General features: G+C 40.1%; 18 protein-coding genes. 1 reads left to right on the plus strand and 17 read right to left on the minus strand.

What is annotated here, in order from left to right:
* Positions 1-9: 9 nt before the first annotated feature.
* From rapZ to BN53_RS08165, 15 genes are all read right to left on the minus strand, one after another.
* Positions 10-885: an RNase adapter RapZ gene (gene rapZ, locus BN53_RS08095; RefSeq protein WP_009560471.1), complete on the minus strand. Its 876-nt coding sequence runs from the start codon at positions 883-885 to the stop codon at positions 10-12.
* Between the two features lie 115 nt (positions 886-1,000).
* Positions 1,001-1,543, minus strand: coding sequence for an HdeD family acid-resistance protein (locus tag BN53_RS08100; protein ID WP_009560472.1), 543 nt, complete (start codon positions 1,541-1,543; stop codon positions 1,001-1,003).
* 18 nt (positions 1,544-1,561) lie between these two features.
* A complete protein-coding gene (uvrA, locus tag BN53_RS08105; RefSeq protein WP_009560473.1) occupies positions 1,562-4,411 on the minus strand; it encodes an excinuclease ABC subunit UvrA in 2,850 nt (949 codons plus the stop codon).
* Positions 4,411-6,450, minus strand: a complete 2,040-nt coding sequence (uvrB, locus tag BN53_RS08110) for an excinuclease ABC subunit UvrB (RefSeq protein ID WP_009560474.1) — start codon at positions 6,448-6,450, stop codon at positions 4,411-4,413. Before uvrB ends, uvrA begins: the two co-directional genes overlap by 1 nt.
* A gap of 113 nt (positions 6,451-6,563) precedes the next feature.
* The gene (locus tag BN53_RS08115) at positions 6,564-8,285 is read right to left on the minus strand and encodes a phospho-sugar mutase (RefSeq protein WP_009560475.1); all 1,722 of its coding nucleotides are present in this window, start codon (positions 8,283-8,285) and stop codon (positions 6,564-6,566) included.
* Between the two features lie 131 nt (positions 8,286-8,416).
* A complete protein-coding gene (gene trxB, locus BN53_RS08120; RefSeq protein ID WP_009560476.1) occupies positions 8,417-9,349 on the minus strand; it encodes a thioredoxin-disulfide reductase in 933 nt (310 codons plus the stop codon).
* A gap of 78 nt (positions 9,350-9,427) precedes the next feature.
* Entirely contained in the window at positions 9,428-10,447 is a 1,020-nt protein-coding gene (locus tag BN53_RS08125; protein ID WP_009560477.1) for an NAD(P)H-dependent glycerol-3-phosphate dehydrogenase, read from the minus strand.
* A gap of 33 nt (positions 10,448-10,480) precedes the next feature.
* Complete coding sequence (lgt, locus tag BN53_RS08130) at positions 10,481-11,317, minus strand: prolipoprotein diacylglyceryl transferase (protein ID WP_009560478.1); 837 nt, start codon at positions 11,315-11,317, stop codon at positions 10,481-10,483.
* A gap of 4 nt (positions 11,318-11,321) precedes the next feature.
* Positions 11,322-12,281 carry an HPr(Ser) kinase/phosphatase gene (gene hprK, locus BN53_RS08135; RefSeq protein WP_009560479.1) on the minus strand — a complete coding sequence of 320 codons (960 nt, stop codon included), beginning with the start codon at positions 12,279-12,281 and terminating at the stop codon, positions 11,322-11,324.
* 17 nt (positions 12,282-12,298) lie between these two features.
* Positions 12,299-12,583, minus strand: coding sequence for a hypothetical protein (locus BN53_RS08140; RefSeq protein WP_009560480.1), 285 nt, complete (start codon positions 12,581-12,583; stop codon positions 12,299-12,301).
* Positions 12,584-12,592: 9 nt separating this feature from the next.
* Positions 12,593-13,709 (minus strand): peptide chain release factor 2 gene (prfB, locus tag BN53_RS08145; RefSeq protein ID WP_133286420.1). Its coding sequence is split into 2 segments (ribosomal slippage): positions 12,593-13,636 and positions 13,638-13,709, totalling 1,116 coding nucleotides; the frame shifts between segments, so codons are not numbered across the junction.
* Positions 13,710-13,777: 68 nt separating this feature from the next.
* The gene (secA, locus tag BN53_RS08150; RefSeq protein ID WP_009560482.1) at positions 13,778-16,177 is read right to left on the minus strand and encodes a preprotein translocase subunit SecA; all 2,400 of its coding nucleotides are present in this window, start codon (positions 16,175-16,177) and stop codon (positions 13,778-13,780) included.
* Between the two features lie 133 nt (positions 16,178-16,310).
* The gene (hpf, locus tag BN53_RS08155) at positions 16,311-16,856 is read right to left on the minus strand and encodes a ribosome hibernation-promoting factor, HPF/YfiA family (protein ID WP_009560483.1); all 546 of its coding nucleotides are present in this window, start codon (positions 16,854-16,856) and stop codon (positions 16,311-16,313) included.
* An 80-nt stretch (positions 16,857-16,936) separates the two neighbouring features.
* A complete protein-coding gene (locus tag BN53_RS08160) occupies positions 16,937-17,641 on the minus strand; it encodes a ComF family protein (RefSeq protein WP_009560484.1) in 705 nt (234 codons plus the stop codon).
* The gene (locus BN53_RS08165) at positions 17,638-18,921 is read right to left on the minus strand and encodes a DEAD/DEAH box helicase family protein (protein ID WP_009560485.1); all 1,284 of its coding nucleotides are present in this window, start codon (positions 18,919-18,921) and stop codon (positions 17,638-17,640) included. Before BN53_RS08165 ends, BN53_RS08160 begins: the two co-directional genes overlap by 4 nt.
* Positions 18,922-18,967: 46 nt before the next feature.
* On the opposite strand from BN53_RS08165, the gene BN53_RS08170 reads away from it, so the two are divergent.
* Complete coding sequence (locus tag BN53_RS08170; RefSeq protein WP_009560486.1) at positions 18,968-19,630, plus strand: YigZ family protein; 663 nt, start codon at positions 18,968-18,970, stop codon at positions 19,628-19,630.
* A gap of 24 nt (positions 19,631-19,654) precedes the next feature.
* Here BN53_RS08170 and BN53_RS08175 read toward each other — a convergent pair whose 3' ends face one another.
* Positions 19,655-20,812, minus strand: a complete 1,158-nt coding sequence (locus tag BN53_RS08175) for a glycosyltransferase family 4 protein (RefSeq protein ID WP_009560487.1) — start codon at positions 20,810-20,812, stop codon at positions 19,655-19,657.
* 106 nt (positions 20,813-20,918) lie between these two features.
* Complete coding sequence (rny, locus tag BN53_RS08180) at positions 20,919-22,550, minus strand: ribonuclease Y (RefSeq protein WP_040537396.1); 1,632 nt, start codon at positions 22,548-22,550, stop codon at positions 20,919-20,921.
* Positions 22,551-22,617 lie beyond the last annotated feature (67 nt).

Here is a 22,617-nt window from a genome sequence, read left to right on the forward strand (position 1 = left end):
GCTTAGCACCTACTTTCTAAGATAGCGACTAATCTCTCGGTGAGTTATGTCGACAGGATAATCCTTTGCTAGATCGCGAGCAAGCTGCTGAGCAATTGAGACGCTGCGGTGTTGTCCACCAGTACAGCCAATGGCAATGGTCAATTTTTCCTTGCCTTCATCCACATAGCCTGGAATGGCTGTCTCAAGTAGTTCAAGCAACTTCTTGTAGAAGACTTGCGTTTCATCCTTTTCCATTACGTAATCGAATACTCGCTTATCTAAGCCAGTGAATGGACGTAGCTCAGGAATGTAGAATGGATTTGGCAAGAAGCGGACATCCATTACAATATCAGCATCAATTGGCATCCCATACTTAAAGCCAAAGGACATTACTTCAATTGAAAATGGCTGACGGTCCCGATCGCTGAAGCTGTCGATCAACTTTTGCTTCAATTCCTTAGTTGATAAATTCGAAGTATCGATTAAATAATTTGACCGGTTCTTGATTGGCGTCAAAATTTGGCGTTCTGCTTGAATTCCATCAAGTAAGCGGCCACTACTTGCAAGTGGCGGCAAGCGTCTAGTTTCCTTATAGCGAGCAACCAAAGCATCGTCTGAAGCATCCAAGAAAACGATCATTGCTTGAACTTTACCATTGTCTTCAAGCGAATTGACTTCATCTAACAAGTCTTCATAAAAACTCTTAACCCGTAAGTCAATTACTACGGCCACCTTTTGGAAGTCATTAGAATTAACCATCAAATCCCAAAAGCTTCCAAGCAAAGTTGGTGGCAAGTTATCGACTACAAAGTATCCCATATCTTCCAAAGAATGCGCAGTAACAGTCTTACCTGCACCACTCATTCCAGTTACGATTAATAATTGCTTCTTTTTTTCGTTCATTATTGCACCATCCATTTCATGACAGAAATAGTATATCACATCCGGGTGTTTCATTTTTGATTTTTAAAATAAAAAATGACAAACAAGCGCAAAACTTATTTGTCATTCAAACTTATTATCTGTGCATCCAGGCTAGGATTATTTGGTTAACGCCAAATACAAGTAGCCAAAATGCAACTAGCCAGATCATGCTCAAAGCTGCCAAAATTGGATTGAAAATTAATGAAATCGCAATCAGCAAACTAAGAATATTCATAATCAAGCTAAAAATGAAATATCCTGGTTGAAAGACCTTCAAATGCCATGAAAAGGCAATTCCGACAATTGAGTCTGCCAAGAACCATACGGCAAATAAATATGCCAAGGTTAAGCCACCGACATCATCATAAACTAAGAACAAAATTCCGATGATAATATCTAAGACTCCCGGAATGAAGGCTGTCCAGCTCCAATCGAAAAATTGCTTAAATCTAAAGTAAGCTGCTATCCATGCCACACCTTGAACCAATGAGACAACTCCAAATATCAAAACAAAAGCATGGAGTCCTTTTTCAGGATGCTTCAATAAGAGCAAACCAACAACGACCATTAGAATACCAGAAATAAATTCTCCCCAGTCAAAACCACCCTGGTCTCTTCGATAAGAAAAACTATACATAATACTCACCTCTTAGAACTATTTTACTATTTTTTTACTATTTTGTGTCAAAAGTAAATCACGTTCTAAGACAGGTTTGAGATATTTTCCAGTGTAGCTTTCTTTAACCTTTACAATCTCCTCAGGCGTTCCAGTTGCGACAATGGTGCCGCCTCCTTCTCCACCTTCTGGGCCTAAATCAATGATCCAATCAGCACATTTAATCACATCAAGATTATGTTCAATAATCAAAACCGTGTTACCTTCATCAACTAACCGTTGCAAAACTTCCATCAAGCGCTTGATATCATCAGTATGCAAACCAGTAGTTGGTTCATCGAGAATATAGAAATTTTTGCCAGTAGAAAGCTTTTGCAACTCAGCTGCTAATTTCATTCTTTGCGCTTCTCCACCTGACAAGGTAGTAGCAGATTGTCCTAATTTAACATAACCTAAGCCAACATCAACGATGGTTTGCAATTTCCGTTCAATCTTAGGAATGTTTGAGAAGAACTTAGTTGCTTCGTTGATTGTCATGTCCAAAACTTCAGAGATGTTCTTTTCACGGTAAGTAACTTCCAAAGTTTCAGAGTTGTAGCGCTTGCCATGACAAACTTCACAAGGTACATAAACGTCAGGCAAGAAGTTCATTTCAATCTTAATGATTCCATCGCCGTGGCAGGCCTCACATCGTCCGCCCTTTACATTGAAAGAAAAACGCGCCTTGGTATAGCCACGAAGCTTGGCTTCATTAGTTTGAGCAAATAAAGTTCTAATATCATCAAAAACGCTAGTATAAGTAGCTGGGTTAGATCTTGGCGTCCGGCCAATTGGGCTTTGATCAATGTCAATGATCTTTTCAATATTCTTGTAGCCAGTGATGCCAGCATATTTGCCAGGCTTAGCTGAATTATTGTTCAACTTCTGTGCTAGTGCTCGCTTCAAGATCATGTTGACCAAAGTCGACTTACCTGAACCAGAGACGCCAGTCACTAGCACCAACTTACCAAGTGGGAAATCAACCGTAATGTCCTTTAAGTTGTTGGCAGCAGCTCCCTTAATAGTGATTTTTTTACCATTACCTTTTCGTCTAGTAAGTGGAACTGGGACAAACTTCTTGCCAGAAAGATATTGTCCAGTCAATGAATTAGGATCCTGTTCCACTTCTTCAGGTGTACCAGCAGACATTACTTGACCGCCATAAACTCCTGCCCCTGGCCCCATATCAATGATGTAGTCTGCTTGACGCATTGTTTCATCATCGTGTTCAACTACAACTAATGAATTGCCTAAATCGCGCATCCGCTTCAAAGACGCAATCAAGCGATCATTGTCGCGTTGGTGCAAGCCGATTGAAGGTTCATCCAAAACATACATAACGCCAGACAAGTTAGAACCAATTTGAGTGGCTAATCTAATTCTCTGAGCTTCCCCACCAGACAAGGTATTGGCAGATCTTGAAAGCGTCAAATAATCAAGACCAACACTGTTTAAGAATGACAAGCGGTCTCGAACTTCTTTTAGAATTGGCTTAGCGATAGCAGTCTTTTGCTCATTGAATTTTACATTTTGGAAAAATTCATAAGCCTTATTGATTGGCAATTCGGATGCTTCAGCGATATCCTTGCCATCAACTTTTACAGCTAGGGCCTTTTCATTTAATCGCTTGCCATGACAAGTTGCACAAGTTAATTCTGTCATGTACTTGCCCATGACATCCCTCATAAATTGCGACATTGGACGATCATAGCGACGTTGAATGTTGTTCATAACCCCTTCAAAGGCTTGGGTAGTGTCATTAACGCCGAAATCACCATCAATATGGAATTTGACTTGCTTGTCAGATCCATATAAGATGTCACGCTTTTGACGAGCAGTTAGCTTATTAAAAGGCTTATCCATTGGTATCTTTAAGGCCTGGCAAGCTTGCTCAAGCATCTGAGTGTAGTATTTTGAACCTTGCCATGGAGCTAATGCACCTTCAGCCAAAGTCTTGCTCTTATCTGGAATCACCAAGTCTTCATCAACTGCTAATTTCATCCCTAAGCCATCGCAGTCTGGACAAGCACCAAATGGCGCATTGAATGAAAAGAGTCTTGGTTCCATTTCGCCCACTGTAAAGCCGCACAAAGGACAAGCATAGTATTCTGAGAAGTTGAGCATTTCACCGCCAATAACGTCAACATTCATGTATCCGTCTGACAAACGCAAAGTACTTTCAATTGAGTCAAACAAGCGCGATTTAATGCCTTCTTTGACAACCAAACGGTCAACTACAATATCGATTGAGTGGCGCTTGTTTTTTTCTAATTCAAACTCATCGCTAATGTCATGCATTTCTCCATCGACGATTACGCGCACATAACCAGAACGTTGCACCCGTTTGAAGACTTCTTTATGTTCGCCGCGCTTTTGGCGAATAATTGGTGCTAAAAGCTGAATCTTGCTTCTTTGAGGCAAAGCCAAGATCCGGTCGACCATTTGGTCAACGCTTTGACGTTCAATTATCGTCCCATCATTGGGACAAACTGGTACACCAACTCTCGCCCAAAGCAAACGCAAGTAGTCGTTTATTTCAGTTACAGTACCAACAGTTGACCGAGGGTTGTGCGAGGTAGTCTTTTGATCGATTGAAATAGCTGGATTTAAGCCATCGATTGAATCAACATCTGGCTTATCCATTTGGCCCAAAAATTGTCTAGCATAACTAGATAGAGATTGAACGTATCTTCTTCTACCTTCTGCATATAAAGTATCAAAGGCTAATGAACTTTTACCTGAACCTGATAAACCAGTTACTACGACTAGTTTGTCTTTTGGAATAGTCAGATCAATATCTTTTAGGTTGTGTTCGCGTGCACCACGAACAATAATTTTGTTATTTGCCATTATAGATTCTTTCCTTTTTTCGTCTTGAGTGTTCGACCAGAATTTTCTAATTCCATAATCGCATCACGCAAGGTTGCAGCTTCTTCGAAGTTCAACTTCTTAGCTGCTTCTTGCATTTGCTGACGAAGCGACTTAATCATGGATTGCTTTTGCTTGGCAGTTAATTCGTCAAAGTCCAAGTCAGCAAAGCTATCGGACTTCTCATCCTTTTTATCGCTAACTGACTTAAGCGCTGAAATAGCATCTCTGACTGGCTTAATAATTGTCTTAGGCACAATTCCATGCTCTTCATTGTATTCCATCTGAATGCTTCTTCTACGATTGGTTGCATCAATGGCTGCTCTCATCGAATCGGTTATTCGATCGGCATACATGATGACTTCACCATTAGCATTTCTAGCGGCCCGTCCCATCGTCTGCACTAGTGGCCGATAAGCTCTTAAGAAACCTTCCTTGTCCGCATCCAAAATTGCAACTAGCGATACTTCTGGCACGTCAATTCCTTCTCTAAGCAGGTTGATTCCGATCAAAACATCAAACTTGCCTAAACGCAAATCGCGCAGGATTTGCATTCTTTCTAGCGTCTTGATATCTGAATGGAGATATCTAACCTTAATACTCAAATCCTTCAAGTAGTCGGTCAAGTCTTCGGCCATTTTCTTAGTCAAAGTAGTCACAAAGACGCGCTCATTGCGTTCAATTCGTTTATTAATCTCGCCAACTAGGTCATCGATCTGTCCTTCAATTGGCCGGACTTCGACTTTAGGGTCTAGTAGTCCAGTTGGCCGAATGATCTGTTCAACCTTATGGCTGGTCCGCTCGAGTTCATAATCGCCAGGAGTTGCTGAAACGTACAAAATGTCATCCACATGTTTTTCAAATTCTTGCAATCTCAATGGTCGATTGTCTAAAGCTGATGGCAAACGGAAACCGTAATCAATCAAGGTTTGCTTACGGTTGCGATCCCCGTTATACATTGCTCGAATTTCTGGCATCGTGGCATGTGATTCGTCGATCAGAATTAAGAAGTCATCTGGGAAAAAGTCCAGCAAAGTGTAAGGCGGCTCGCCGGCTTTTCTACCTTCCATATGCCGAGAATAGTTTTCGATTCCGCTGGTAAAGCCTACTTCTCCCATCATTTCCATATCGTAAGTAGTACGCTGCTTAATTCTTTGCGCTTCTAATAACTTGCCTTCTCCTTCGAACTTCTTGACTTGCAAATCCATTTCTTTAGAAATAGCTGCTAAGGCTCTGCGCATCTGTTCATCGTTAGTCATGAAGTGAGTAGCTGGGAAGAGTGAAATAGTTTCTCTTTCTCCCAAGACATCCCCAGTCAAAGAATCAATTTCAACGATGCGGTCAATTTCATCGCCAAAAAATTCTACTCGATAAGCATGGTTGGAATTTCCAGCTGGGAAAATTTCTACCACATCTCCGCGCACTCTAAAGCGTCCACGTTGGAAATCAATATCATTGCGGTCATATTGAATATTGATCAAATCACGCAAAAGATTGTTGCGCTCATATTCATCGCCTTCATGAATAGTCAAAACGCTTCTAGCATATTCTTTTGGGTCACCCAATCCGTAGATGCAGGAAACAGAGGCAACTACAATGACGTCGTTTCTTTCCATCAAGGCACTAGTTGCTGCGTGACGCAATTGGTCGATTTCATCATTGATTGCGGAGTCTTTTTCGATATAAGTATCTGATTGAGGAACATAGGCTTCAGGCTGGTAGTAGTCATAGTATGAAACAAAGTATTCCACGGCATTATTAGGGAAAAAAGTCTTGAATTCACCATAAAGCTGGCCAACCAAGGTCTTATTGTGCGAAATAACCAAAGTTGGCTTATTCAGTTTAGCAATGATATTGGCCATGGTAAAAGTCTTCCCCGTACCAGTTGCACCTTCAAGAATCTGTTCATGATATCCCTTGTTAAACCCATCAACCAATTGGTCGATCGCTTGTTGCTGATCGCCAGCTGGCTTATATTTTGATACAAGTTCAAATTTGCGATTTTCTTTTCTAGTAATCATTTTGCCCCCACTAGTTAAAAATTGCAGCAACCATCAAAAAAGTTGGACTCAGTTGTCCAACTTTATTAGAATTCTATTTTACTACTAACATGTCCCAAACTCATCTATTTTGCTTATTTCAGCAAATCATCGATTGCATCTTGATAAGCTTTGGCAACTTCTTCTGCCTGCTCAATTGTTGGCTGATTTACGCCAACATAAGCCTTAATAACTGGCTCAGTTCCTGATGGTCTTAATGACAGCCAAGTTTCATCATCCAAGAAGTACTTTAAGACGTTAGACTTTGGAAAACCAATTAGTCTAGTAGTTTGCCCATTTTTGCTTTCGATTTGCTCTTGGAAGTCCTGAAATTTTATTACTTGATGTCCGTCAATTTCGGTTAAGTGATCTTGTCTTAATTGCTTCATCAAGGCTTCCATTTTCTTTTGTCCGCTAATACCAGGCATTTCAATTGCGCGCGTAATTTCATAAGCCACGCCGTATTTATGCCAGATTTCTTGCAAACCATCGAAGACCGTCATTGATCTAGAAGCATAGTAAGTGGCAACTTCAGCAAACATCAAGGCTCCTTGCATCGCATCCTTATCGCGGGCAAAAGCCTTGAATAAATAGCCATAGCTTTCTTCAAAGCCCATCAAGAACTTGGCATCCCCGTCCTTGTTCATGCGATCGACTTCTTCGCCAATATACTTAAAGCCAGTCAAAACATACTTGCTCTTAATGCCAAAGTCCTTGGCAATCTTGAAAGGCAAAGCGCTAGAAACAACCGAAGTGATGATTTCATAATCAGGAGAAAGCTGTCCTCTTTCTTTAAGCGAACGCATAACATAGTATGCCATCAAAGTAGCGATCTGATTTCCAGTTAAAACCTTGAATTCGCCAGTTTCAGTTCTAACAGCTGCTCCCATTCGGTCAGCATCTGGATCAGTTGCAATAATGACGTTGGCATTTACTTCATCAGCCAATTTAAATCCAGGTTCAAAGACATCGCGGTATTCTGGGTTAGGCTTTTTGGTTGTTGGAAATTCAGGATCAATAATCGATTGACTAGGCACAGTCACTACTTTGTTAAAGCCGCCTTGTCTAAAAGCACGATCATAGATCATCTTGCCAGTTCCGTGAAGTGGAGTATAAACAATCTTCAACTTATCGGCATTATTTTTGATTAGTTCTGGATCAAGTGTTACTTCTTTCAAAGCATCTAAATAGGCTTGATCAAGGTCTTCGCCAATCAATTGCAAATTGCCCTTTACTCGCAAGTCTTCTAGTGAATCAGGCTGCAATTCAAAGACATTCTCAACTTGCTGAGCATAATTAAACAAGCGATCTGCGCTTTCTGGTGCCATTTGTGCTCCATCTTCGCCATAAGCCTTGTAGCCATTGTATTGCTTGGCATTATGTGAAGCGGTGATATTAATTCCGGCAAAAGTATGCAAATATCTCACTGCAAAAGACAATTCTGGCGTTGGGCGCAAATCATCAAACAAGTAAACCTGAATCTCATGACTAGCCAAAATTCGAGCTGCATATTCCGCAAATTCTCTTGAGTGATAGCGCGAATCAAACGAAATCGCTACTCCACGCTTTTTGGCTTCTGGGCCATTTTCTTCAATCCATCTAGCCATTCCTTCAGTTACCTTGGCAACTGTGAATAAGTTAATCCGGTTGCTTCCTGGTTCAAGTCTTCCTCTCATCCCAGCAGTACCAAAGTTAATCTCTTGGCCAAAAGCATCCTTGATCCATTCTGGATCTTGCCCTAGTTGATCTAGCTGACTTCTTAAGTAGTCCGGCAAGTTGGCCTTTTTCCATTCTAAAAATTTCTCTTCTACGTTCATAGTTTCCTCAAATTCTAAAAAACAATATACAATATACTAAGCTAATTTTACTACAGATAGTCAGCAAGATCTGGCAATTAATTATTTTTATCTAAAACATAAAAAAAGCAGCTTAATAGCTGCTTTTAGAATTAATCATTTAAAGATTGAATGTAGTTGTAAGCTTCTTGACCGGCAATACTACCATCACCAACTGCGTTGGCAATTTGTCTCAAATGTTTAGCACGAACGTCACCCAAAGCAAAGATGCCTGGTACATTAGTATGCATTAAATCATCAGTTGCTACCCAGCCTTGTTCATCCAAAATGCCAAGGTCAGCAAATGGCTTGCTTTGTGGCAAAATACCTACATAAATGAATACTCCAGAAGCCTTAACTTCCTTTTCTTCACCAGTTTCCTTGTCGCGGTAAGTTACCTTTTCAACCTTTTGGCCATCGCCTTCAATGGCTTCAACTTGAGCATTCCAAATGAAGTTCATCTTGTCGTTAGCAAATGCGCGCTTTTGCAAAATTGGTTGTGCACGCAATTGATCACGACGGTGGATCACAGTTACTGACTTAGCAAGTTGAGTCAAGTAAATACCTTCTTCAATGGCAGAATCGCCACCACCAATAACTACTAAATCTTCGTCTCTAAAAAATGGCGCATCGCAGACTGCGCAGTAGGAAACGCCTCGACCTGAATATTCTTCTTCTCCAGGTACGCCAATCTTCTTATGATCTGCACCAGTAGCAATAATCAATGCAGGGGCAGCGAATTCGCCAACATCAGTTACGACGACCTTCTTGCCATCTTCTAACTTAACAGTTTGAACGTCGCCATATTCAAAATCAGGCTCAAACTTCATCATAGTTTGATACATATGTTCGCCTAATTCTGGGCCCTTAACATCCACAAAGCCTGGGTAATTGTCTACTGCATCTGTGTTGTTCATCGCACCACCATAAGGTCCACGATCAAGAACGGCAACCTTTAAGTTAGCTCTAGCAGCATACAATGCAGCAGTCATTCCGCCAGGTCCTGCACCAATTACAATTACGTCATACTCTTTACGTTCGGTCATAAATACACCTCAATATCTTTAACTTACTTTTTATAAGTATGATAATAGCATAGATTTTAAAATTTGCAATTTTTTTGCTTAAAGGCGAATTTCTGGCTTAGGAGCTCTACCCATCATCTTGCTGATTTCTTCATCAACATTGGCATTTTCGTATAAAACATGGTAGATAGCTTCGTTAATTGGCATGTCAATGCCATCTTCTTGGCAAAGTTCATGAACAGCCTTAACCGTGGTTGCACCTTCAACAACTTGGCCCATGTTTTCAAGTACGTAGTCTAAGCTCTTGCCTTCACCAATTTGCTTACCTGCACGCCAGTTACGTGAGTTGACTGAAGTACAAGTAACGATCAAATCGCCGATTCCAGATAAACCACTGAAAGTCATTGGCTTAGCATCAAAGCGACTTACCCCCAGACGAGCAATTTCAGCTAAACCTCTAGTCATCAAGGCAGCCTTAGCATTGTCGCCGTATCCCTTACCATATAAAATTCCGGCAGCAATCGCAATAACATTCTTAACGGCACCGCCAACTTCGACACCGATTAAGTCGTCGTTGGTGTACAAACGCATGTAGCTATTTGAGAACAACTTTTGCACCATTTCAGAGTTTTCCTTGCTAGTTGAAGCGCATGAAATAGCAGTCAAATCCTTTTGAGCAACGTTTTCTGCATGGCTTGGACCTGAAATAGCAACAATCTTATCTGCATCATTAGGATAAACTTCTTCTGTCAAAATTTCAGAAATAAGTTTTTTGCTTCCTGGTTCAATTCCTTTAGTAGCAGTTATCAAAATTGGGCTAGTGCCAAGCTTGTCCAAAACTTGACGAAGATTCTTGGCAACAATTCTAACAGCAGCAGTTGGCAAAACAAACAAAACAACTTCTGCACCCTTAACTGCTTCTTCCAAATCAGCTGTTGCAACTGCATTTGGATTCAATGACCAGTCCTTCATGTAGTGAGTGTTGGTGTGCTTTTCGTTGATTTCTTGGTTAACTTTTTCGTTATTGCCGAAAAAGACAACGTCATTGCCATTATCTGCAAGCAATGATCCTAATACTGAACCCCATGAACCATTTCCTAAAACTGCAATTTTTGTCATTTTCTCTCTCAAACTTTCTATTCTTAATTTTCCCTATCTAGTATATGGATATTTTAACCCACTACCATAAAGATACCACTTTGGCTTAACTTTGACACGTCGATAAATCAATAAGCCCAAGGCAAAAATAAAAATCACCACTGATAAGGCCTGTGAAACTCTGATCACGCCGAACATGTATAGGCTGTCAGTCCGCATTCCTTCAACAAAGAATCGTACAACTGAATACCACAACAAGTAGAAAATAAAAATTTCTCCTTGTTTGAACAAATTCTTTCGATGACGCAAACTTAAAATCAAAATCAATCCGATCAAATTGAAGAATGATTCATACAAAAAGGTCGGTTGATAGTAATGACCACCGATATACATCTGTTCAATGACAAATCCGGGCAAATGCAGGCTTTGCAAAAAGCCTAAGCTAGTTGCTGCACCGTGTGCTTCTTGATTAACGAAATTGCCCCATCTCCCTAGAATTTGTGCTGCTAATACTGCCGGAGTAATTATGTCAAGCATCAAAAACGGTGGCAGCATCCTTCGATAGCAAAATACTAAAAGCACAATTAAACCAGCAATTAGGCCCCCATAAATCGCGATTCCGCCGTTCCAGATTGCAATAATTTGTGAAGGATGTTGAGCATAATAATCCCATTCAAAAATCACATAGTAAATTCTTGCCCCGACATAGCCTAATGGCACGCCCCAAAGCAATAGATCAACAAAATCATCAGAAATAATCTGCCGTTTTTTGCCTTCATTGATTGACATCCAAGTAGCTAAGGTAATAGCAACTGCCATGATTATTCCATACCACTTAACAGACAAACTTCCCAAGTTAAAAGCAACTGGATTTATTATCAAACTCACCATGCCACTACTCTTTTCCTTGAGAAGAATCTTTTTGTGAATTTTCGGCAATCAAGCTGGCCAAATTATCATCGAAGACCTTGCTTGCGTCATAGCCCATCTTCTTTGCTCTAAAGTTCATAACTGCTACTTCGATAATGATTTCAAGGTTTCGACCCACTTTTACTGGGATAGTGATTTGTGGCACGGCAACATTGCAAATTTCACGAGTATTTTCGTCAAAGCCCAAACGATCATAATTGGCATTTTTATCCCAGTTTACCAAATTGATGACCAATTGGATGTCTGCTCTTTGCTTAACTGCACCGGCACCAAAGAGGTTCATCACATCGATAATACCGATCCCCCGGATTTCCATTAAGTGGTTTAAAATCTTTGGTGCTTCACCGACTACAGTTTCGTGATCCTTTTGGAAAACATCTACTCGGTCATCGGCAATCAAACGGTGGCCTCTTTGAACTAAGCCTAGGGCAGTTTCTGATTTACCAACGCCGGATTGACCGGTAATCAAGACACCCATACCCTTAATTTCAACTAAAACTCCGTGAATTGAAGTCCTCTCTGCTAAGCGCAAACGCAAATAGTCAGTCAAAATACTTGATAAATAAGTCGTTGAGTCCCCTGAAACAAGAATTGGAATTCGGGCTTTTTCGGCTTCAACTTTCAATTCTTCAGGAATTGGCAATCTGCGCGAAATCAAGAAGCATGGGGTATCTGGGGTACACATTTTTTGGAAAACACGCTCGCGACTTTCATGATCCAGTCTAGCCGCATAGGAAATTTCCGTTCTACCTAACAGCTGAATTCGCTTAGTTGGGTAAAAGTCGAAATAACCGGTTAATTCAAGCCCTGGACGATAAATATCGCTAACAGTAACTTCCTTATCTGCAATAAAGTTTTCGCCTTGATATGGGTGAATAACGCTAATATCTTTGATTAATTGGGTTAATTTAACTCCATTTGTCATTTTAAACACCTCTTTCTTTAGTCGTCGACATCCTTAGTCGTTACATCTCTTGCTGGTTTGCGACCTGTTGAATCAAAGTCATCCTCATTGGACATTTTTTGTTTTTTCGCTATTCGCTTATTAATAAAGTTCAGCACATCATCTGAAAAGCTTCGCTTAGAGAAATGATAAAAAAGCCAAATAATGATGCCCGCTATTGCCACTATTGGAATTAAATAGATCAACAAGTTCAATATTGCTAATGCAATTGCCACAATGACTACGAGCACAATTGCCACAATAATCCAATCTAACACTGTCATCTTTTTCACCTATTCTGGATTTTCCTGACTAAGCAACCACTGTAAGTATGCGTAAATGAATGGCTGCAATTTCCCATCCATCACTCCGCTAGTATCTGCTGTTTCATAATTTGTCCGCAAATCCTTAACCATGTTATACGGATGGAAAACGTAGGAGCGAATCTGTGAACCCCACCCGATTTCTTTTTGTTCACCTTTAAGAGCCATTTTTTCTTGTCTTTTCTTTTCTTCCTCTAAGTGGAACAACTTAGCCTTAAGTTCATTCATCGCCGTTTCGCGGTTTTGAAGTTGTGAACGTTGAGCTTGAGAAGTCGTCACAAATCCCGTTGGTAAGTGCGTAATTCTAACTGCACTGGACGTTTTGTTAATGTGCTGACCACCTGCACCACTTGAGCGAAAGACATCAATTCTTAGGTCCTTAGGATCAATCTCAATATCAATGCTGTCATCAACTTCTGGAATTACTTCAACTGAAGCAAAGGAAGTGTGGCGTCTTTTAGCTGAGTCAAATGGCGAAATTCTAACCAAACGATGCACGCCATGTTCTGACTTAAGCATCCCGTAGGCATTTTTGCCAACTATTCTAATGCTTACACTCTTTAGTCCTGCTTCTTCGCCTGGTTCATAGTCATTGACTTCAAATTTAAAGCCCGCACTTTCGCAGTAGCGCTGGTACATTCTAAAGAGCATTTGCCCCCAGTCCATTGCTTCAGTTCCACCAGCACCTGGGTGAATTTCCATCAAAGCATTGTGATCATCATATTCACCAGCCAGCAATAAGTCCAATTCATAGTTATGGAATTTTTCTTGCAAGCTTGCTAATTCAGTTTCGATTTCTTCTTGAAGTTCAGGATCTGGATCGGCCTTTAAAAGTTCAAGCGCAGTCTGCTCATCTTCGTAGCCAGCAACTAAGTTCATCAAAGAATCGCGCTTTTCCTTCAAGCGGTTGTTTTCGCTGATTAATTTTTGCGCAGCTTCTTGATCATTCCAAAAGTCCGGCTGAGCCATCTTTTGTTCATTGATTTCGATGCTTTCGTTAATTGCATCTAAGTCAAAGAGACCCCCTAAAGTGGTTCAAACGAGTATTCAACTCATCCAGGGCGTTTTGAATTTCTGCTAATTCCATTATCTCACCTATATCCTTTTAATAAAAAAGGAGAAAGTCAGCTAGAACTTTCTCCCATATCTAAAATATTAACGACTTAAATTACGTCTAATTTCTGCCATCATGAACAAGCGGGTTACATCAAATTCGATATTTGAAATCATTTCTTCAAACATCCGGTAACCAGATTCTTGATATTCAACAAGTGGGTTCAATTGACCGTAGCCTCTAAGTCCAATTGATTGACGGAGTTGATCCATAGCATCGATATGATCAGTCCAGCGATCATCAACAACACGCAAGATTACGACTTTTTCGAATTCAAGCATTTGTTCATCGCTGCCTAAAGCTTCTTCTTTTTCCTTGAAGTTAGCTTCAACTGCATCATAAAGTCTCTGTTTCAATTGATCTGGCGTAATTGTCTTGTAATCGATCTTATCTGCGAAATCTTCTGAAGTTAAGCTTGAAGAAATGAAGTCACGAAGTGAATCAAGCCTCCAGTCCTTACGATCGCCTTGAGTAAACATTGATACTTGAGCATCGATTGTACGATGAATCATTGGAATCAAGATGTACTTCAATGAACGATCTTCTTCAATTACTTGCATTCTTTCGCCGTAGATGATTTCACGTTGAATTCTCATAACATCGTCGTATTGAAGGGTTTGCTTACGAGTATCGTAGTTGTTACCTTCAACACGCTTTTGTGCAGATTCAACTTGACGAGTAATCAGGCGGCTTTCGATTACCTTATCGTCATCGTTGTCAGACATTCTGTCTAAGAAGTTCTTTACTCGGTCTCCACCAAATCTCTTCATCAAATCATCTTCAAGAGATAAGTAAAAACGTGTGTAACCTGGGTCACCTTGACGACCAGAACGTCCACGAAGCTGGTTATCGATACGACGTGATTCGTGTCTTTCGGTACCAATAACTGCTAAACCGCCCAATTCCTTAACGCCAGGCCCAAGCTTGATGTCAGTACCACGTCCGGCCATGTTAGTAGCGATAGTTACCGCACCTCTTTGACCTGCGTTCATAACAATTTGAGCTTCTTTAGCGTGGTTTTTCGCATTCAAAACAGCATGTGGAATTCCCGCATCGTTTAAAAGACGACTTAAGCGTTCAGAACTTTCAATTGCCACTGTACCAACCAAAACAGGTTGTCCCTTAGCATGACGTGCTTTGATTTCTTCAACTACTGCATGGAACTTAGAATCCAAAGTTGGGTAAAGAATATCAGGCATATCTTTTCTAGCGATTGGACGGTTAGTTGGAATGGTAATTACCTGCATGTTGTAGATTTCACGGAATTCTTCTTCTTCAGTCTTGGCAGTACCGGTCATTCCTGAAAGCTTGTTGTACATTCTGAAGAAATTCTGGTAGGTAATTGTTGCTTGGGTCTTAGATTCTTCTTGAATCTTAACGCCTTCCTTGGCTTCGATAGCTTGGTGCAAACCGTCTGAATAACGACGACCTTCCATTACACGTCCAGTAAATGAGTCAACGATCATTACTTCGCCATCTTGAACCACGTAGTCAATATCCTTAAGCATAATGTAGTTAGCTCTAAGTGATTGATCAATGTGGTGAACTAGCTTTTGGTTTTCAACATCGTAAAGGTTCTTCAAACCAAAGTGCTCAGTTGCCTTCTTGATACCTTGACGAGTCAATGAAATGGTCTTAGTTGGCCAGTCGATCTTGTAATCGCCATAGTCCTTGTCGTCATCTGCATCATCATCGCTCTTATCTTCGACCAAAGTCTTAACAAAGCGATCGGCACGGATGTAGTCGCTATTAGCTTGTTCTGCTTGACCTGAAATGATCAAAGGAGTACGAGCTTCATCGATCAAGATTGAGTCAACCTCATCGATAATTGCGTAGTTCAACGGACGTTGTACCATTTGTTCCTTGTAAACAACCATGTTGTCACGCAAATAGTCAAAGCCTAACTCAGAGTTAGTAGAGTAGGTAACGTCACAATTATATGCTTCGCGTTTTTCGTCTGAAGACATTGAGTTAAGGTTCAAACCAGTAGTCAAACCTAACCAACGATATAATTGCCCCATTTCGCTTTCGTCACGGCTGGACAAGTATTCGTTAACAGTAACAACGTGTACGCCCTTACCTTCTAAGGCATTCAAGTACACTGGCATAGTGGCTGTCAAAGTCTTACCTTCACCAGTCATCATTTCGGAAATGTTACCAAAGTGCAATGAAATACCACCTAGGATTTGAACGTGGAAAGGATACAAACCAAGCACACGCTTAGCTCCTTCACGAGAAACGGCAAAGGCCTCTGGCAAAAGATCGTCAAGAGTTTCGCCGTTTTTCAAACGTTCACGGAATTCAGGTGTTTTTGCTTTCAATTCTTCGTCGGAAAGCTTACTCATCTCATCAGCATGGCTTTCGACTTTTTCTGCTAATTTTTCAAATTTTTTCAGTTCTCGCTTATCAGCGTTATAAAGTTTCTTTAAAATGTTAGCCATTAAATCGGTCCTTAATGTTAAAAGTCTAAAAATACAGAATAATTTTACCATGAAAGAGAGTAAATTAAAAATATTCTATAGAAAAACCTCGCGTTAATACACGAGGCCTTTTCTATTTATCATTAAGCAAGTGCTATTCGTTAGTTTCGATTAAGCCGTAACGACCGTCGTTTCTACGGTAAACAACACTTGTACCATTGGTTTCAGCATCTTGGAAAACAAAGAAGTCGTGACCAAGCATATCCATTTGCAAGATAGCTTCTTCTGGTTCCATAGGCTTCAAACTAACGCGCTTATTACGTACAATATCAAATTCACCAGGCTTCTTTTCTTCTTCTGCAGGAGTTTCTACGAAGAAGTCTTGAATACCCTTTTCACGACTCTTTCTGTTTACGCGAGTCTTGTACTTTCTAATTTGGCGTTCAAGTTTTTCGGAGACGAAATCAATACTACGATACATATCGTCCGTGGTCTCTTCTGCTCTCAAGACCAAGTATGGTAAAGGAATGGTAACTTCTACCTTAGCAGAATGATCGCGATAAACCTTCAAGTTTACGTGAGCAATAACATCTTGACTTAATTCAAAATATTTCTCCAACTTCTTCAAACGTTTATCAACGTAACTTCTTAAAGCATCAGTAACTTCGATATTTTCTCCACGAACATTGTACTTTAACATATAAGATTCTCCTTTCACTGCTATGCAGTTTTCTTTACACCTTTATTATAGCAGATAATGAAAGCGTTTAAAACAATATATTATCTGCAAATTGTAAAACTTTCGATCAAAAAACCGCCAAAAGCCCTACTAATACAGTCTCGGGCGTGATATAAAGTTCTTCCAGTTGTATAAATATCGTCTAATAGAAGTATTTTTTTATCTTTATAGTTGCCAGATTGATCAAATTCGCTAAATTTGGGAGAAATTTTAAAGCTTTGGGGCGATTTCATTCGCTCCTGTTTATTCTTTTCTCCCTGCGCTCCCATGTGATCCTTTTTAATTAATAACTTGGTCAAGGGCAGTAGATCTTCATATATTGCTTCAATCGTGTCAAACTTTCGCCTTTCTTTGTGCTCTGTCGACGTTGGAATTGGAACATAGAAGTCATAATTCTTCTCCTCTAGGGCTTGATAGCACAATTCTTGCAAAAGCTGCCTCATCTGGTAATCTCCATAGCGCTTATATTGGACCATAACATCGTGAAAAGCCGGATTATAGCGATATAAAGCATAATTTTTTAAAGTTTTTCCTTGATACATTTTTTGCCAATTCTGACAATCAAGGCAAATGCCCACTTTTTCCATTGTGCGATCACAAATCTTGCAGCGAAACTCGCCTAGCTTCGTAAATTGCTTACGGCAATGCCGGCAAATCTGACTTAAGTTCTGCTTTTCAAAGCTAAAAATACTCAAATAAGAAATTTCAGGCAAAAATTTCTGCTTGCACAGTAGACAAATATTCATATATTCATCTCCTTAATTTGCTTGATCGCCATTCGAATATTTTTAGTATATTTTCGATAGCAATATAATACTGTTCCATCAGGATCATCCTTATCGCGCCCCACTCGACCAGCAATCTGAACTAAACTTGCCATCGAATAGATCGGATCATCGCTAGCAATGATGATTACCCAGACATTTTTGAAAGTTACCCCGCGTTCTAAAATCGTCGTAGTGACCAGCACCTTTAATTTCTTCTGCCTAAAAGCTTCGACTTTGTCTAATCTCAAAGGATCAGATGCATGGACTCCTTCAACCATTTCAGGTGCAAAAGGCACAATTTGGCGAATTTCTTCTACATAGGCCTGAATTTGGTCAATTCGCGGAACAAATACCAGCAAAGGATGCTGACTTTCAAGTAAATCTTCAATTTGCTTTTTCAAGGCCAAATTAAGCTTTTCCTTATCCATGAACGGCTTTAAAAACAAACGCTCTTTTGGCAGTGGCAAAAGTCCTCCATGAAAGCGGCGATTTAATTTGATCAAATCTAGACTGCCTGCTTCAACTTCTGCTAATAGGTCTTCAGTTGGTGTAGCTGTTAAATACACTCGCCTGCCAGTATCTTTGACGGCTACTTTAGCTGCAAAATGCAGCTGCGGATTATTCACGTAAGGAAAAGAATCCACTTCATCGATCACTAGCAAGTCGAATGCCTGATAGAATTTCATAAGCTGGTGCGTCGTGCAAATCGTCAAGCGATCGTTATTTGCCTCTTGATATTCTTTGCCGTGATATTTTCCAATCTCAATTAAAGAAAAAGCCTCAGCAAAGCGTGGATATAGTTCATTGACGACATCAATTCTAGGCGTCGCAATGCAGGCTCTTTGCCCTTTTGACAGACAACTAGCAATCAATTCAAACAGCATTTCCGTCTTTCCAGCACCAGTTACTGCATGAACTAGGGTATTTTTCCCCGCTTCAAAGTTCTCTATCAATTGATCTGAGACTCTTTTTTGCTTTTTAGTTAATTTCCCCGTCCAAGTCATTCCACCGGCTGTAATCGGCTTAAATTGCTCTTGAGCTGGATTTCTAACCAAAAGGCAATTTGAGCTAACTCGGCCAAGACCGATGCATTCTCTGCAATAGAGCTCGCCGTTTGGAAGCTTAGCTTCAACTTTTGAACCACATCTTTGACATAGCTGATCTTGAATGGCCGGAATCTGAATTAAATCGGCAAATGTGTTAGAATCTTTTTGATCAATAATCCATTGACGACCAATAAGTTTATCTGTATCTTTCATCAAAAAATACCTCCCATATTTATATACGAAAAAGAGGCGAAAAATTTTGTCGGAAAATAAAAATTTTTTAACGATTAAAGAAAATGGTTCAAACGAACTAATTATCAAAAAGAGCAAATTCATTGCCAGCATGGCGAGAACAACAACGATTGAAGAAGCCGAAGACTTCATCAAAACCATCAGCAAAAAATATCATGATGCAACTCACAACACCTACGCCTACACCATCGGTCTCAACGACGATCATGTCAAAGCTAGCGACAACGGCGAACCCTCTGGTACTGCTGGCATCCCCGAACTTAAGGCATTGCAGCTGATGAATTTAAAAAACGTCACAGTAGTCGTCACTCGCTACTTTGGCGGCATCAAGCTTGGTGCAGGCGGATTAATTCGTGCTTATTCAAATAGCGTAACTGAAGCTGCCCAAGCTATCGGCGTTATCAAGCGGGTAATGCAGGATGAAATTATCTTTTCTCTACCTTACAATCGCTTTGATGAAGTTGATCATTATCTAAAAGGCAAAAATATCTTCGTAGACAAGATTGAATACGGCGTAGATATCACGATTCATGTCTTTTTGGATGAAGCTGATGTGCAAGCCTTTATCGATGAAATGATCGAACTGTTAAATGGCAAGTTCGATTATCTTAACGGCGAAAAACGCTATAACGAAATTCCGATCTTGACCCAAAATTATCATGAACAATAAAAAATCCGCCTTAAAGGCGGATTTTTATTTGCGCTTATCGTTTGATTTTAATTGATCTGGCTTCTTATCTCCCAAATGCCAAACTTCAACCTTAGGATCTTCAACACTTCGCTTATTGATTAATTTTTGAATCAGGTGCATCAATGGCTTATATTTTTCACCTAATAAGCCAATCGATTCCACAAATAACTCAAGTGCAACAAAAAGACCAATAATCAGTGGCCAAATTCCCCAAGCTGGAGATGACAAGAAGAGCAAGGAAATAAATGAAAAGATCAAAGAAATAGCATAAATAGTCAAGACAGTTTGTCGGTGCGTTAAGCCCATGTTCATTAACTGGTGATGCAAATGGTGCTTGTCAGCTTGAGAAACAGGGTGCTTATTCAACTTGCGCCGAATCATTGCATAAACCGTATCTGTAATTGGAACACCCAAAATAACGATTGGCACCAATAAAGAAATAAAGGTTACATTCTTAAGGCCTTTCAAGGACAGAACTGCAATCATAAAGCCGATATATAAAGCCCCTGTGTCGCCCAAGAAGATCTTGGCCGGATGGAAATTATAAGGCAAAAATCCTAACAAACAAGCTGCTAGCATGAAGCAGGCAATTGGCACATAGAGTTGATGCGTATGCAAGAAAAAGTATCCAACTATTCCCATTGTAATCAAGGAAATCATTGATACCCCATCTGCTAGGCCATCCAAGCCATCAATCAAGTTGACGGCATTAGTTAAAGCTAGAATCCAAAAGATGGTGACTGGCATACTCCACCAGCCAAGCGAAATTTCATGGTCAATGAATGGCAAGTTCAAGACATTCATTCTAATTTCGGCTAAGAAATAGATTACCAAAGCCGCAATAAAGATTCCGAGCATCTTTTGTTTGGGCTTTAATTCCAAAATATCATCAATTAGCCCAGTCAATACAATGATACTTGAGGCTAATAATAAGGCGAACAATTCATGAGTAGGAAATTGTTCCCTCAGCAAGACAAAAGCACCAATATTGAAAGTAACAAAAATTCCAAGTCCCCCAATTGTGGGCATTGGCTTTTTATTAACTCTTCTGGCATTAGGATTATCCACAGCCCCTAAAACAAAGGCTAACCTTCTAATGAAAGGCGTAATGGCTGCTTGAATGATAACCATGAAAAACAAATCAACAATTATTTTAAACATATCTGACTACTTTCCATTAATACTCCCTCTAATTATACAAGTATAATCAAATAACAATCAAGCAAGCATCAATAAAAAAAGGTTCCAGACCTTACTGTCTGAAACCTTACTTGGCAATTGCGACAACTCGTTTTTCGCGGATTACTGTAATCTTAATGTTGCCAGGATAGTCGAGTTCTTTTTCAACTTGATCTCGAATATCGTGTGCCAAAATAGTGATTCGATCATCTGAAATTTCGCTAGGTTCAACCATAACTCTAACTTCACGACCAGCTTGGATTGCATACGCTTGATCAACTCCTGGGTAACTTGTCGCAATACGTTCAAGTTCAGTGAGTCGACGAATATAGTTTTCCAAACTTTCACTTCTAGCACCTGGTCGAGCAGATGAAATTGTATCAGCTGCTACAACCAATTCTGCAACAAAGGTTAATTTCGGCACATCCCCATGATGGGCCGCAATTGCATTGATAACTTCATCGGATTCATGATACTTTCTGGCTAATTCAACACCTATTTCAACGTGTGAGCCTTCAATATCATGGTCGATTGCCTTACCAATATCGTGTAATAATCCCGCTCTAACAGCTAATTTTTCATCTAAACCAAGCTCTGCTGCCATCGTACCGGCTAATTTACCAACTTCGATTGAGTGTGCCAAAACATTTTGACCATACGAAGTACGATATTTAAGTCGACCAAGCGTCTTGACTAGTTCTGGATTCATTCTGTGAATTCCCAGATCCATCAAGGCACTTTCACCGGCCTCATAAATATCGTCATTGACTTCTTTGCGAGCCTTATCAACCATTTCTTCAATTCGAGCTGGGTGAATTCGGCCATCTTTAATCAAGCGTTCCATTGCGCGTTTAGCAATTTCGCGTCTAATTGGATCAAAGCCGCTTAAAGTAACGACTTTTGGCGTATCATCAATAATCAAATCAACGCCAGTCAAAGCTTCAAACGAACGAATATTGCGTCCTTCACGACCAATGATCCGTCCCTTCATTTCTTCGTTTGGCAAATCTACAACTGAAACTGTCGTTTCGGCAACAGTATCAGCTGCACTACTTTGAATCGCATCAACCAAAATTTGATTGGCAAAATGATCGGCCTTAGCCTGAACTTCTTCATTGCTTGCTCTAATAAGTTCGGCTCTTTCCTTGACTAATTGTTCAGAAAGATTATCCAAAACAAGCTTCTTTGCTTCTTCCTTATCAAGCTCTGCAACTTCAAAAAGTTTTTGACGTCTTTGTTCAACCAATTCATCTGCTTCAGAAATCTTTTGGTCCAATTCAGCCTGTCGATTCTTGAGTTGATTTTCCTTTTGTGAGAGTTTGTTTTCCTGCTCTACCAATAAAGAATTCTTGTGCTCAATCGTGTCTTCATGTTGTTGAAGCAAATTTTGCTTGCGTGAAATTTCATCGCGCTTCTTGTTTAAATCAGCTTCAACTTCCTGCTTGTAGTTATGAATTTCTTCTTGAGCTTCTAAGATTTTTTCTTTCTTAGTATTTTCTGCGCTCTGCTTAATTGCTTCTGCGGCTTGCTTTTGAGCATTCATCTCAGCCTTAGCAGCAGAAACTTGAGCCTGCGCATCTGCAATAATGTGATCTGCATCATTTTGAGCATTCTGAGCCTTGGTTTCCCAAGAGTGCTTGCGAACGCTATATCCAATGCAAGCTCCCACTAAACATGAAATAATAGCAATTACGGCGGGTATCAAAATATTATTTATCATGATCAACTATCGCCTTTTTTTAGAATTATTTACATAGATTTATGATAAATAACATTAGCCGGCATGT

Source organism: Lactobacillus pasteurii DSM 23907 = CRBIP 24.76, from assembly GCF_000297025.1.
Lineage (GTDB): Bacteria > Bacillota > Bacilli > Lactobacillales > Lactobacillaceae > Lactobacillus > Lactobacillus pasteurii.

What these genes read in the sequence shown, in the direction of transcription:
- BN53_RS08140 (WP_009560480.1), bottom strand. Translation starts at nt 12,583, where the DNA reads ATGACAGTGTTAGATTGGATTATTGTGGCAATTGTGCTCGTAGTCATT.
- BN53_RS08115 (WP_009560475.1), bottom strand. Translation starts at nt 8,285, where the DNA reads ATGAACGTAGAAGAGAAATTTTTAGAATGGAAAAAGGCCAACTTGCCG.
- rny (WP_040537396.1), bottom strand. Translation starts at nt 22,550, where the DNA reads ATGATAAATAATATTTTGATACCCGCCGTAATTGCTATTATTTCATGT.
- BN53_RS08100 (WP_009560472.1), bottom strand. Translation starts at nt 1,543, where the DNA reads ATGTATAGTTTTTCTTATCGAAGAGACCAGGGTGGTTTTGACTGGGGA.
- secA (WP_009560482.1), bottom strand. Translation starts at nt 16,177, where the DNA reads ATGGCTAACATTTTAAAGAAACTTTATAACGCTGATAAGCGAGAACTG.
- uvrA (WP_009560473.1), bottom strand. Translation starts at nt 4,411, where the DNA reads ATGGCAAATAACAAAATTATTGTTCGTGGTGCACGCGAACACAACCTA.
- BN53_RS08125 (WP_009560477.1), bottom strand. Translation starts at nt 10,447, where the DNA reads ATGACAAAAATTGCAGTTTTAGGAAATGGTTCATGGGGTTCAGTATTA.
- BN53_RS08160 (WP_009560484.1), bottom strand. Translation starts at nt 17,641, where the DNA reads ATGAATATTTGTCTACTGTGCAAGCAGAAATTTTTGCCTGAAATTTCT.
- lgt (WP_009560478.1), bottom strand. Translation starts at nt 11,317, where the DNA reads ATGGTGAGTTTGATAATAAATCCAGTTGCTTTTAACTTGGGAAGTTTG.
- hpf (WP_009560483.1), bottom strand. Translation starts at nt 16,856, where the DNA reads ATGTTAAAGTACAATGTTCGTGGAGAAAATATCGAAGTTACTGATGCT.
- BN53_RS08165 (WP_009560485.1), bottom strand. Translation starts at nt 18,921, where the DNA reads ATGAAAGATACAGATAAACTTATTGGTCGTCAATGGATTATTGATCAA.
- trxB (WP_009560476.1), bottom strand. Translation starts at nt 9,349, where the DNA reads ATGACCGAACGTAAAGAGTATGACGTAATTGTAATTGGTGCAGGACCT.
- rapZ (WP_009560471.1), bottom strand. Translation starts at nt 885, where the DNA reads ATGAACGAAAAAAAGAAGCAATTATTAATCGTAACTGGAATGAGTGGT.
- BN53_RS08175 (WP_009560487.1), bottom strand. Translation starts at nt 20,812, where the DNA reads ATGTTTAAAATAATTGTTGATTTGTTTTTCATGGTTATCATTCAAGCA.
- hprK (WP_009560479.1), bottom strand. Translation starts at nt 12,281, where the DNA reads ATGACAAATGGAGTTAAATTAACCCAATTAATCAAAGATATTAGCGTT.
- uvrB (WP_009560474.1), bottom strand. Translation starts at nt 6,450, where the DNA reads ATGATTACTAGAAAAGAAAATCGCAAATTTGAACTTGTATCAAAATAT.